General features: G+C 64.6%; 9 protein-coding genes. 8 read left to right on the forward strand and 1 reads right to left on the reverse strand.

Annotated features, from left to right (window positions below; genetic code table 11):
* The first annotated feature begins 4 nt into the window (after nucleotides 1-4).
* From JQ627_RS20970 to ftsH, 8 genes are all read left to right on the forward strand, one after another.
* Complete coding sequence (locus tag JQ627_RS20970; protein ID WP_212486052.1) at nucleotides 5-961, forward strand: protein TolA; 957 nt, start codon at nucleotides 5-7, stop codon at nucleotides 959-961.
* Between the two features lie 23 nt (nucleotides 962-984).
* Entirely contained in the window at nucleotides 985-2,346 is a 1,362-nt protein-coding gene (gene tolB / locus JQ627_RS20975) for a Tol-Pal system beta propeller repeat protein TolB (RefSeq protein ID WP_212486053.1), read from the forward strand.
* A gap of 290 nt (nucleotides 2,347-2,636) precedes the next feature.
* Nucleotides 2,637-4,970 (forward strand): bifunctional diguanylate cyclase/phosphodiesterase, encoded by a 2,334-nt coding sequence (locus JQ627_RS20980; RefSeq protein ID WP_212486054.1) that lies wholly within the window; start codon nucleotides 2,637-2,639, stop codon nucleotides 4,968-4,970.
* A gap of 192 nt (nucleotides 4,971-5,162) precedes the next feature.
* On the forward strand, nucleotides 5,163-5,888 hold the full coding sequence (locus JQ627_RS20985) for an N-acyl amino acid synthase FeeM domain-containing protein (RefSeq protein WP_212486055.1): 726 nt from the start codon (nucleotides 5,163-5,165) through the stop codon (nucleotides 5,886-5,888).
* A gap of 292 nt (nucleotides 5,889-6,180) precedes the next feature.
* Nucleotides 6,181-6,669, forward strand: a complete 489-nt coding sequence (gene pal, locus JQ627_RS20990) for a peptidoglycan-associated lipoprotein Pal (protein WP_028152222.1) — start codon at nucleotides 6,181-6,183, stop codon at nucleotides 6,667-6,669.
* Between the two features lie 187 nt (nucleotides 6,670-6,856).
* Nucleotides 6,857-7,879 carry a tol-pal system protein YbgF gene (gene ybgF, locus JQ627_RS20995; protein ID WP_212486056.1) on the forward strand — a complete coding sequence of 341 codons (1,023 nt, stop codon included), beginning with the start codon at nucleotides 6,857-6,859 and terminating at the stop codon, nucleotides 7,877-7,879.
* Between the two features lie 72 nt (nucleotides 7,880-7,951).
* Entirely contained in the window at nucleotides 7,952-9,013 is a 1,062-nt protein-coding gene (tilS, locus tag JQ627_RS21000; protein ID WP_212486057.1) for a tRNA lysidine(34) synthetase TilS, read from the forward strand.
* A gap of 265 nt (nucleotides 9,014-9,278) precedes the next feature.
* Nucleotides 9,279-11,201 carry an ATP-dependent zinc metalloprotease FtsH gene (gene ftsH / locus JQ627_RS21005; protein ID WP_212486058.1) on the forward strand — a complete coding sequence of 641 codons (1,923 nt, stop codon included), beginning with the start codon at nucleotides 9,279-9,281 and terminating at the stop codon, nucleotides 11,199-11,201.
* 211 nt (nucleotides 11,202-11,412) lie between these two features.
* Here the strand turns inward: ftsH and JQ627_RS21010 are convergent, their stop codons facing one another.
* Nucleotides 11,413-12,282, reverse strand: a complete 870-nt coding sequence (locus JQ627_RS21010; RefSeq protein ID WP_212486059.1) for an alpha/beta fold hydrolase — start codon at nucleotides 12,280-12,282, stop codon at nucleotides 11,413-11,415.
* Nucleotides 12,283-12,334: the final 52 nt, after the last annotated feature.

Consider the following 12,334-nt stretch of genomic DNA (forward strand, 5'->3'; position numbering starts at 1 on the left):
ACCGGTGAAGGTGAACGTCGACAAGACACTCGTTGCGTCGATTGCCCTCCACGTCCTCGTGCTTGGATGGGGACTGGTCACCTTTAGCAGCAAGGCCTATGTCGCGGAAGAATCGCTTCCGATCGACATCATCTCCACCGATCAGCTCGCGCAGATGATGTCGGGGCAGAAGACCGGCAAAAAGGAAGAGCCCAAGCCCAAGGTCGAGAAGATCGCCGAAGCCAAGGCCGAGGAAGACGCCGTCGGCAAGGTCACCGAGAAGAAAGAGCTGATCAAGACCAACTCGACGCCAGAGCCGCCGCCGAAACCCGTCGAGAAGCCGGTCGAGAAGAAGCCCGAGCCGCCCAAGCCGGTTGCCGAGGCCAAGCCCAAAGAAGAGCCGAAGCCGCAGGAAAAGAAGCCTGACCTAGCCAAGGAAGATCCGATCGCCGAGCTCCAGAAGAAGCTGGAGACCAAGAAGCCGCCGCCGAAGCCGGTCGAGCAGAAGGTTGCGGCCGTGCAGCCGCAGCAGCAGCCGAAGCCCAAGGAGCGCAGCTTCGATCCCGCGCAGATCCAGCGCGACCTCGACAAGCGTGCAGCGACCCGGCACGAGCTCGCCGGCTCGACGCTGAATGCGTCGGCTTCGCTGGGATCGACAACCGGGACGGCCGTTGCCAATGTCGCGACCTGGCGCGGCGCGTTCCAGAGCGCGGTCAAGCGCTGCTTTACGCCGACCTATAACGGGCAGGATGCCGAGCAGTACGAGGCCGACATCGACATCCCCATGAAGATCGATGGATCGCTCGCGTCGGAGCCGATCATCGTTGGAGTGAGGGGACCGTCGCGGTCGATTGCCCAGGCCATTGCCGAGAGCGCCAAACGCGCCATCGTGCAGTGTCAGGTTTATTCGTTCATGCCGAAGCAGCAGTACGAGAGCTGGAAGCTCATCCCGATGACTTTCGGCCTGAAAGATATGTTGTGACATCCGAACAAAAGAATTTTGCGATGAATAACGCTCTATCGATCTCCCGCCGTCGCTTCATCACGCTCACCGGATCGGCGCTCGCAGTGGCCGGAGGCGGAAGTGCCTTCGCGCAGGGCCAGCCGCGAATTCGTATCGACCCGACCGAGTTCCAGCCCGTCCCGATCGCGATCACCAACTTCCTGCCGGGAACGCCATCCGACGGCGACGTCGGCAATGGCGTCACGCAGGTCATCACCAACAACCTCAAGCGCTCGGGCCTGTTCGCGCCGATCGACCAGGCCGCCTTCATCGAGCGCATCAGCAATATGGACGTCGCGCCGCAATTCCAGAACTGGAAGACCATCAACGCACAGGCGGTGGTCACCGGCCGTATGACACGGCAGCAGGACGGCCGCCTCAAGGCCGAATTCCGCCTCTGGGACGTGGTCACCGGCCAGCAGCTCGCCGGCCAGCAATATTTCACCTCGCCGGAATACTGGCGCCGCATCGCCCACATCATCTCCGATCAGATCTACGAGCGGATGACCGGCGAAAAGGGCTATTTCGACAGCCGCGTCGTGTTCGTGGACGAGACCGGGCCGAAGGAACGCCGCGTCAAGCGGCTCGCGATGATGGACCAGGACGGCGCCAATGTGCGCTATCTGACCCGCGGCTCAGACCTCGTGCTGACGCCGCGCTTCTCGCCGAACTCGCAAGAGATCACCTACATGGAGTTCGGCCAGGGCGATCCGAAGGTCTATCTCTTCAACATCGAGACCGGCCAGCGCGAGATCGTCGGCAATTTCCCCGGCATGACCTTCGCGCCGCGCTTCTCGCCGGACGGCCAGCGCGTCATCATGAGCCTCCAGCAGGGCGGCAACTCCAACCTGTTCGTGATGGATCTGCGTTCGCGCTCGACCACGCGCCTCACCGACACGCCGGCGATCGACACCTCGCCGTCCTATTCGCCCGACGGCACCCGCATCTGCTTCGAGTCCGATCGTGGCGGCAGGTCGCAGATCTATGTGATGGCGGCGGGCGGCGGACAGGCGCAGCGCATCTCCTTTTCCAAGGACGACACCAACGCCACCTATTCGACGCCGGTGTGGTCGCCGCGCGGCGACTACATCGCCTTCACCAGGCAGGGCGGCGGGCAGTTCTCGATCGGCGTCATGAAGCCGGACGGCTCCGGCGAGCGGCTCCTCACCTCCGGCTATCACAATGAGGGCCCGACCTTCTCGCCCAACGGCCGCGTGCTGATGTTCTTCCGCGATCCCGGCGGCAATGGCGGACCCTCGCTCTACTCCGTCGACATCTCCGGCCGCAACGAGCTCAAGGTGCCGACGCCGGGCTTCGCCTCGGACCCGGCATGGTCGCCGCTGCTGTCCTCGACACCCGGCTAGAGCGTTTTGGAGCGAACTGGATACCGGTTCGCGTGAAACATCGGGGCTAAGACATTGCGCGTTCAGACGCGCGATGTTTTCGAAAAAACATGCCGATTTTTTCGGGGTTTGGTGCAGGACGCAAGCTTTCCTTCACCTTGTGCCCGGCAACGCTTGCCTAGTTGCTTGATATTTCAGCAGAAGCATGTTCGCTATTGCCGAAAAACAACTCGACTTTAACGATGTTCCCTCAGAAAGGCTTCATCAGGTCTGGGTAAAAGTACGCGCCAAACAGGACGCGTAACAAGCCGATGCAGCTGGCCGACCAGAAGCAGAGCGATCGAGACGAGCTGGAGCCGATACTCTACGCCGCTCTCATCAACTCTATGGTTCAGAATTTCTGGGCGATCTTCCTCGGCTCGGCCTCCGCGGCCGTGGCCGCGGTCATGACTGCGCTGAAGACGGGCGATGTCTGGCTGTGGCCGCTCGCATTCCTGCTGATCGCCATTGGCACCGCGCGGGCGTTCCAGATGCGCGGATACGAAAACCGTACGCATCCACTGTCATTCGAGGAAGCCAAGCATCTGGAGCCGCGCTACTGGATCGGCGCGCTCAGCTATGCGGCGGTGCTCGGCATTTGGGCCTTCGTCGTCATCATCAACAATGACGATCCGGTGGCTGACATGCTCGCTGTCGCCATCGGCATCGGCTACACCGCCGGGGGCGCCGCGCGTAATTACGGCCAACCCCGCGTGATCCAGTGGCACGTCGCGCTCGCTTGCGGTCCGATGTCGCTCGCTCTGCTGCTGCACGGCGGCCCCTACCACATCGGGCTCGCCATCCTGCTGATGTTCTTCTTCATCGGCTTGAAGAACATCAATCTCAGCCTGCATGCGATCTTCGTCAAGGCGCTGACCTCGAGCTTCCGTGAATCCGCGCTGGCAAGCCAGTTCGACACCGCGCTCAACAACATGCCGCATGGCTTGTGCATGTTTCGCGCCGACGGACGCCTTGCGGTGATGAACCATCGCTTCAGCGAGCTGATGGCGTTGCCCGAAGATCTGGTCAAGCGTGGCGCCACCGCTGCCGACATCGTATCAGCCTGCATCGCCGCCGGCTCCATCTCGGGGGAGAGCGGCAAGCAGATCCTGGCCGAGATCGAGCATGCGCGGATCTGCGAGATCGTCACCGCCGATCCGGATTCCTCGCGCGGCCGCGCGCTCGCCTGGACGTTCCAGCCGATGACCGGCGGCGGCACGGTGCTGCTGCTGGAAGACATCACCGAACGCACCAACGCGGAAGCCCGGATCACCCATCTCGCCCGCTATGACGAGCTCACGGCGCTGCCCAACCGGGTCAGCTTCCGCGACGAGATCGAACGGTTGCTGGCGATCTCGCACGACGCCGAGCGCCTCTCGGCGCTGCTGTTCGTCGATCTCGACCAGTTCAAGCAGGTCAACGACACGCTCGGCCATCCCTGCGGCGACCAGCTCCTGTGCGCGGTCGCCAACCGCCTGCGCGAGATGCTGCGGCCTGAGGATTTCGTCGCCCGCTTCGGCGGCGACGAGTTCGTCGTGTTCCAGCAGAATATCAGTTCGGCCGAGGATGCCGCGAGCCTTGCCCGCCGCATCGTCGAACGCCTGAGCGAGCGCTACCGCATCGACAATCATCTGGTCGAGATCGGCGCCAGCGTCGGCATCGCGCTGACCTCGCCGGACGGCGACGTCAGGGCCGACACGCTGCTCAAGAACGCCGACATGGCGCTCTATCGCGCCAAGGCCGACGGCCGCGGCACCTTCTGCTTCTTCCGCGACGAGATGGCGGCGACCGTCGAGGCTCGCCGCATCCTCGAGCTCGACCTGCGCAAGGCGCTGGCCAACGAGGAGTTCGAGCTGTTCTACCAGCCCCTGGTCAATCTGAAGTCCGGCAAGATCACCACCTGCGAGGCGCTGCTGCGCTGGAATCATCCGGTGCGCGGCACGGTTTCGCCGATCGACATCATCCCGGTCGCCGAAGACATGGGGCTGATCGTCGATCTCGGCCGCTGGATCCTGCGCCGCGCCTGCATGGAATGCATGAAGTGGCCCGACGGCGTCAGCGTCGCCGTCAACTTCTCGCCGCAGCAATTCCACCAGCGCGATGTGCTCAGCGAAATCCGCTACGCGCTCGAGGTCTCGGGGCTGCCGGCCCACCGGCTGGAGATCGAGATCACCGAGTCCTCGCTGCTTCGCAACACCCAGCTCACCCACGACACGCTGTCGCAACTGCATGCGCTCGGCGTGCGCATCTCGCTCGACGATTTCGGCACCGGCTATTCCAGCCTCAGCTACCTGCACAATTTCCCGATGCAGAAGGTGAAGATCGACCGCTCCTTCCTCGAGGGCATCGACACCGACCGGCCGCTGACGCTGCTGCGTGGCGTGGCGCGGCTGTCGGCCGACCTCGGCATGGCGGTCGTGGTCGAGGGCATCGAGACCAACGAGCAGCTCGAGCTGATCAGCGCCGACGGCACCGTCTCCGAGGCGCAAGGCTATCTGTTCAGCCGTCCGGTGCCCGCCGTGCGGATGCGCCAGCTTCTCAACGCCTCGCATGGACGACGCGGCGAGAGCCTGCTCCAGGTCGTCGGCTCACGCTCCTTCGCCTGAGTCCATCTCCAGAAATTTTCCGTCGTTTCAGTCAGTTGCTGGCCTACCGTAGTGCTACGGGGATTAACCCTATCCCCTCGATTGCTTTGCATCGTTGTTAAGGAGGTGTTAACAAATCCTCACGCGCGCGCAAGTTGTCCCGCGGCAAATGGCCCGGACTCGCGCATCGTGGTTGGTGGGTAAGGAGTTCGAATGCAGTCCTCAGCCAGATCTGTCATTTCGGCTGTTGGACGGGGAGCGGAGCTTCTGACCGACGTCGACTATCATCTTGCGGAGACGGCCGCGGAGAAAGAAGAAATCTACAACCTCCGCTACCGTGCCTATCTGCGCGAGGGCGCCGTCAGGGAATCGGCGGAAGCCCGGGTCACCGACCGCTACGACGAGCTGCCGAACGCGTGGACCTTCGGCGTCTATCTCCGCGGCCAACTCTGCAGCTCCGTGCGCATCAGCGTGCTGACCTCCGAATGGCGCGAGTCCACCTCGGCCGACGTCTTTCCCGACATCCTGCTGCCGCGGCTCGATCGCGGCGAGGTCATGATCGACCCAACCCGCTTTGTCGCCGATCCCGACCAAGTGAAGCGGGTTCCGGAATTGCCCTATCTCACGACCCGGCTCGCCTACATGGCGTGCGAGCACTTCAATGCCGATCTCGGCCTCGCCATCGTGCGTTCCGAGCATCAGGCCTTCTACCGGCGGGTCTTCCTGCACGAGACCATCGCCGAGCCCCGCCTGGTCCCGGGCCTCACCAAGCCGTTCGGACTGATGGCGGCGGATTTCCCGACCTTCCGCAAGAAGGTGTTCGAGCGCTATCCGATCATGCGGTCCACCGCCTTCGAGCGGCGGATGCTGTTCGGGCGCGGCGGGCAGCGCCAGGTGCCGCAGCGGCCGGTGCTGGTGGCGGAAGCCGCTCACGTCTGATTGCCTGCCGTCATCGCCCCGAGCCGCCGCACGCCTTTCGGCCGGGGCTCCGTTCGCCCCATCATCGTTCGGGCCCGAAATTCCAGCAAGAACCGGCGTTTTTGCTGGTCACGCGGCTTGCCTTCACCCTCGCGCCACATTTAGAACCCATTAACCATGACGGTTGCTTTTCGCGGTTTGGGGGCATTTGACCGGCTGAAGCAAGGTTCCATCAAGGTTGACGGAACGTTCGCTTAACCAACCCCCTGTAGACCGGACAGCAGTGGACGAACGCGAGCGTGGAGGCTCCGGAATGAAATACCCTATGCGTATCCTCCAGGGATTGAAGCTGGCTGCGGTGGTTGCGATCGCGCTGTCGATGGGCGCATGCGCGAACAAGAACGCAGCGACGGATGCGATGGCCAATGCTGCGACGCCTGGCAGCCAGCAGGATTTCGTCGTTAACGTGGGCGACCGCGTGTTCTTCGAAAGCGACCAGACCGATCTGACACCGCAGGCGATCGTGACCCTCGAGAAGCAGGCGCAGTGGCTCCAGAACTATCGGCAGTACAGCTTCACCATCGAGGGGCATGCCGACGAACGCGGCACCCGCGAATACAACATCGCGCTCGGCGCCCGCCGCGCCCAGTCGGTGCGTTCGTTCCTCGCCTCGCGCGGCATCGATCCGAACCGCATGCGCACGATCTCCTACGGCAAGGAGCGGCCGGTCGCCGTCTGTAACGATATTTCCTGCTGGTCGCAGAACCGTCGTGCCGTCACCGTGCTGAACGCGAGCTCCTGACGATCAGTCAGGCGCCGTTCATCTTCAAAAAAGGATTATGCCGGCGCCCTCTCGGGCGCCGGTTTCGTTTCAGCATTCTGTGACAGAAACCCCTTTGTGGCAGTCACATTTTTGGCGTACTCCACTTCAATGTGTGGCGCGTCGAAGGTTCCGTCGCAGGCCATTTCGCTTTCGTCGTCAGGGCAAGATGTCATCCAGATCCAAGGTCTTTACCGGCATCGTGGCGACCGCCGCGCTGCTCTCTTTGTGCTCGCCCGTGTTCGCGCAGTCCGATGATGACCCCGAGATGCGGATCGAGCGGCTGGAGAACCAGCTGCGCCAGCTCACGGGCCAGAACGAAGAGCTGCAATACCGTAACCGCCAGCTCGAAGAGCGGCTGCGGGCGCTCGAGGGCGGCGCGCAAGGCGCGCCGGGACAGGCGCCCAATGTCGCGGCCATGCCGCCCGCGCAGTCTGCGCCGCCCTATCGCCAGCAGCAACAGGCTCAGCCGCATTACGAGCAGCCGCAGATCGCTTCTCCCGCGCCGATCGTTCAGGAGCAGCCGGCGCCCGGTGCCCCCGGCACGCGCCGTCGCGGCGATTCCTTCGATCCGAACCAGAATCCGAATGCGCCCGGCGCGCCGCGCGCGCTCGGTGGCGGGCAGCAGCCGATGCCGGCAGGCACTCCTGGCGGCGCGCCCGGCGGGCGCGGTGCCGGCGAGCCGCTCGATCTCGCCAACACCAGCCCGCGCTACCAGCAAGGCGTGCCGCCGGCAGCCCAGCCCGGCTACCCGCCGGCCCAACAGGCGCCATCGGGCGGCGCTGGCCTGACGACCCTTCCGCCCTCGGCAACGCCGCGCGACGAGTTCGACCTCGGCATCGGCTACATGCAGCGCAAGGACTATGCGCTGGCCGAGCAGACCATGAAGAATTTTGCGCAGAAATATCCGAGCGACCCGCTGCTCGGGGACGCGCAATACTGGCTCGGCGAGAGCTATTTCCAGCGCCAGCAATACCGCGACTCCGCGGAAGCCTTCCTTGCCGTCACCACCAAGTACGACAAGTCCGCCAAGGCGCCGGATGCCCTGCTGCGGCTCGGTCAGTCGCTGGCAGCGCTGAAGGAGAAAGAGGCCGCCTGCGCCGCCTTCGGCGAAGTCGGCCGCAAATTTCCGCGGGCCTCCGCCGGCGTCAAAGCCGCGGTCGATCGCGAGCAGAAGCGGGTGAAGTGCTGACGCCTGGTATTTGCGCCCTGACAATGCGGATGCCGCTGCGCTAAATAGTCTGGCGATTGCCTGGGCAGCGTCATGTCAGACGACGACAATTCACCGATCTCGGCGCGCGCGGCGAAGCACCTCTTCACCGGGCTCAAAAACGCGCCGGCGCTGGTGCTCGCGGTCTCCGGCGGGCCTGACTCGGTCGCGCTGATGTGGCTCGCCGCGCGCTGGCAGCGCGGCCTTGCACGCGGTCCGCAACTGACCGTCGTCACCGTCGATCACGGCCTGCGCCCGGAGGCGGCGCGCGAGGCGCGCGAGGTCAAGCGGCTGGCTGCTGAGCTTGGGCTGGCCCACCGGACCCTGCGCTGGCGTGGCGCAAAGCCGAATACAGGACTGCCTGCCGCTGCACGCGAAGCCCGCTACCGCCTGCTTGCGCAAGCCGCGCGCAATGTCGGCGCGAGCCATGTGCTGACCGCTCACACCCGCGACGACCAGGCCGAAACCCTGTTGATGCGCCTTGTCCGCGGCAGCGGGCTTGCCGGGCTGTCGGCGATGGCGCGCCTCACGGAGCGCGACGGCATCGTGCTGGTGCGCCCGCTGCTCGATGTCCCGAAGTCGCAGCTGATCGCGACCTTGAGGCGGGCGAAGATCGGCTTTGCCGATGATCCCACCAATCGCGACACCGCCTTCACCCGGCCGCGGCTGCGCGCGCTGCTGCCGCAGCTCGCGGCCGAGGGCGGTGATAGCAGGAGCCTGGCGCGGCTCGCAGGCAGGCTTTCGCGCGCCAATGCGGCGGTCGACGTGCTGGTCGATGGCGCCGAGCGCTTTCTTCAGCTTCGGGCGCGCGGCGATGCGCCGCAGGTGGGCGTTCGCTGCTTCGAGGCCTCCGCGTTTGCCGTCCTGCCGGAGGAGGTCCGGTTGCGGCTCCTCCTGCGGGCCGTCAACGCCCTCGGTCATGAGGGGCCGGCGGAACTCGGCAAGGTCGAGACCCTCTCGGCCGCGCTCGACCAGGCCATGGCCGCAGGCCCCCGCGCAGCCGCAAATGGCCGGCCGGCACTGAAGCAGACCCTTGCGGGAGCCTTGATCAGCCTTGCCGGGGGGCGTATCCACATCGCACCGGCGCCGGCACGGCGGTCCAAGGGCGGATCATGACACCGGCCGTTTCCGCTGCGCGGCGTCAGGTCACCTTAACCAGCCAGGAAAAACCACGGCCAGGTCGCCATTATTTCAGCGGGAATCGTCCTAAGATGGGATAAATAGTCCCATCTCGTTCCCTTGGCAGCGACCGGGGCGGCACCTAAATTGTATGCGTCTAACCAAGAGGATTCCTTGGGGATTTCCTCGCACTGACAAAATAACTGTCCAAGATACCGCCCAAGGATCAGGCCGCGATCCGCGCGACCACGAAGGAAGATCGATGAACGCCAATCTGCGCAATTTCGCCCTCTGGGTCATCATTGTCTTGCTGCTGTTGGCGTTGTTCACGCTCTTCCAGAATCCGGGTCAGCGCGCCTCCTCGCAGGACATCGCCTTCTCCCAGCTCCTGAGCGAAGTTGACCGCGGCAATGTGCGCGACGTCGTGATCCAGGGTCCGGATATCCACGGTACCTTCACCAACGGCTCCAGCTTCCAGACCTATGCGCCGAACGATCCGACGCTGGTGAAGCGCCTCTATGACAGCAAGGTCCAGATCACCGCGAAGCCGCCCGGCGACAACGTGCCGTGGTTCGTCTCGCTGCTGGTTTCCTGGCTGCCCTTCATCGCGCTGATCGGCGTGTGGATCTTCCTGTCGCGGCAGATGCAGGGCGGCGCCGGCAAGGCGATGGGCTTTGGCAAGTCGCGCGCGAAGATGCTCACGGAAGCGCATGGCCGCGTCACCTTCGAGGACGTCGCCGGCGTGGACGAAGCCAAGCAGGACCTGCAGGAGATCGTCGAATTCCTGCGCGACCCCGGCAAATTCCAGCGCCTCGGCGGCCGCATCCCGCGCGGCGTGCTGCTGGTCGGCCCTCCTGGCACCGGTAAGACCCTGATCGCGCGTGCGGTCGCGGGCGAAGCCAACGTGCCGTTCTTCACCATCTCGGGTTCGGACTTCGTCGAAATGTTCGTCGGCGTCGGCGCCAGCCGCGTCCGCGACATGTTCGAGCAGGCCAAGAAGAACGCGCCCTGCATCATCTTCATCGACGAAATCGACGCCGTCGGCCGTCACCGTGGTGCCGGTCTCGGCGGCGGCAATGACGAGCGCGAGCAGACGCTGAACCAGTTGCTGGTCGAGATGGACGGCTTCGAGGCGAACGAGGGCGTGATCCTGATCGCCGCGACCAACCGTCCCGACGTGCTCGATCCCGCGCTGCTGCGTCCCGGCCGCTTCGACCGCCAGGTCGTGGTGCCCAATCCCGATGTCGTCGGCCGCGAGCAGATCCTCAAGGTTCACGTCCGCAAGGTGCCGCTGGCGCCGGATATCAACCTCAAGACCATCGCGCGCGGCACCCCGGGCTTCTCCGGGGCCGACCTGATGAACCTCGTCAACGAAGCCGCGCTCACCGCCGCCCGCCGTAACAAGCGGATGGTGACCCAGGCCGAGTTCGAAGAGGCCAAGGACAAGGTAATGATGGGCGCCGAGCGCAAGTCGCTCGTCATGACCGAGGAAGAGAAGCTGCTGACGGCCTATCACGAGGGCGGCCACGCCATCGTCGGCCTCAACGTCGTCGCGACCGACCCGATCCACAAGGCGACCATCATTCCGCGTGGTCGTGCGCTGGGCATGGTCATGCAGCTGCCCGAGCGCGACAAGTTGTCGATGTCGCTGGAGCAGATGACCTCGCGCCTCGCCATCATGATGGGCGGCCGCGTTGCCGAAGAGCTGATCTTCGGCCGCGAGAAGGTGACGTCCGGTGCGTCCTCCGACATCGAGCAGGCGACCCGTCTGGCTCGCATGATGGTGACGCGCTGGGGCCTGTCCGAGGCGCTCGGCACCGTGTCCTATGGCGAGAACCAGGACGAGGTGTTCCTGGGCATGTCGGTGTCGCGCACGCAGAATGCGTCGGAGGCCACGGTCCAGAAGATCGACACCGAGATCCGGCGTTTCGTGGAAGAGGGCTACAACGAAGCGACGCGCATTCTCACCGAGAAGCGAGCCGACCTCGAAGCGCTCGCCAAGGGCCTGCTCGAGTTCGAAACGCTCTCCGGCGAGGAGATCGTCGACCTGCTCAAGGGCAAGAAGCCGAACCGCGAATCGGTGCTCGAGCCGACCACGCCGCGCGCCTCCGCCGTGCCGCCCGCCGGCAAGTCGCGCCCGCGGCCCGATCCGGATCCCGGCCTGGAGCCCCAGCCGCAGGCGTAATCGCGAGCGGCAGATCGAATTGAAAAACGCGGCAGAAACGCCGCGTTTTTTTTGTTGGCGATTCCGTCATCCTGAGGTGCGAGGCATGGGACGCAATGCGTCCCATGAGGAGCCTCGAAGGATGAACGGCCCCGATGCAGCTGGGCCGTCGCCCTTCGAGGGCCGCCTCGTAGGGTGGGCACGCTGTCGCTTTGCCCACCCTACGATCGTCTCACTTCGCTGCTGCTCCGGGCCTCTCACCGCCACGCGCGAGGAAATGCAGCACATCATCGTTGAACTGCTCGGGGTCCTGCAGGAACGAGAAGTGGCTGACCTCAGGCTGGATCAGCAGGCCGGCGCCCGGAATGTTCGCCGCCATGAACTCGGTGTTCTCGCGCTTGATCGCCTCGTCGTGGTCACCGTCGACGATCCATGTCGGGACCTTGATGGAAGCGAGGTCGGAGGCCGTCCATTTCGGCTGGCTCTCCCACATCTTGGTAATCTCCGCGACGAAGCTCTTGTATTCGGTTGGTGTTGGCGACAGGCGCTTGTACTCGTCTCCTGCTCTTGCGATGTAGGTGTTGAAGACGTCGCTTGACGCAATATCGGCAACGCCTGACGGATCCGAATTCGCCGCAAAGGCGAACAGCTTGCTGACGCGAACCGGGTGCTTCATCGCGATGTCGAGACCGATGATCGCGCCGTCGCTCCAGCCGACGATCGCGGCCTTCTTGATCTTGAGATGATCGAGCAGGGCGACCACGTCCGAGGCCATCAGATCGTAGCCATACGGCTCCTGGTTGCGGCTGCTGCGACCGTGCCCACGGCTGTCCATGACGATCACCTGATAGTGGCGTTGCAGCGCTCGGACCTGGTGGCCCCAGTAATTGGCGTTGGCGAGACCGCCATGCAGCAGGATGACCGGCTCGCCGCGGCCGAATGTTGCGTACCAGACCTTGACGCCGTTGACGGGCGCGAAGCCGCTCTGTGTCGCCTTCGGCAATGTCGGCGTCGGCGGCAGGTTCAGCCATTGCGGCGCCGCCTGCGCCGCGGTGATCGCGGCCGTGACGAGAAGCGCCGTGAAAAGATTGCGAAACATCATGATGGGTATTCCTGTTCGCCCCCTGGAGATTACCGCACGGCAGCAACGGCGC

Source organism: Bradyrhizobium liaoningense, from assembly GCF_018130785.1.
Taxonomy (GTDB): domain Bacteria; phylum Pseudomonadota; class Alphaproteobacteria; order Rhizobiales; family Xanthobacteraceae; genus Bradyrhizobium; species Bradyrhizobium liaoningense_A.

Excerpts from the sequence above, each read along its gene's own strand:
- tolB (WP_212486053.1), top strand. The coding sequence starts at position 985 with ATGAATAACGCTCTATCGATCTCCCGCCGTCGCTTCATCACGCTCACC.
- JQ627_RS20980 (WP_212486054.1), top strand. The coding sequence starts at position 2,637 with ATGCAGCTGGCCGACCAGAAGCAGAGCGATCGAGACGAGCTGGAGCCG.
- JQ627_RS20985 (WP_212486055.1), top strand. The coding sequence starts at position 5,163 with ATGCAGTCCTCAGCCAGATCTGTCATTTCGGCTGTTGGACGGGGAGCG.
- pal (WP_028152222.1), top strand. The coding sequence starts at position 6,181 with ATGAAATACCCTATGCGTATCCTCCAGGGATTGAAGCTGGCTGCGGTG.
- ybgF (WP_212486056.1), top strand. The coding sequence starts at position 6,857 with ATGTCATCCAGATCCAAGGTCTTTACCGGCATCGTGGCGACCGCCGCG.
- tilS (WP_212486057.1), top strand. The coding sequence starts at position 7,952 with ATGTCAGACGACGACAATTCACCGATCTCGGCGCGCGCGGCGAAGCAC.
- ftsH (WP_212486058.1), top strand. The coding sequence starts at position 9,279 with ATGAACGCCAATCTGCGCAATTTCGCCCTCTGGGTCATCATTGTCTTG.
- JQ627_RS21010 (WP_212486059.1), bottom strand. The coding sequence starts at position 12,282 with ATGATGTTTCGCAATCTTTTCACGGCGCTTCTCGTCACGGCCGCGATC.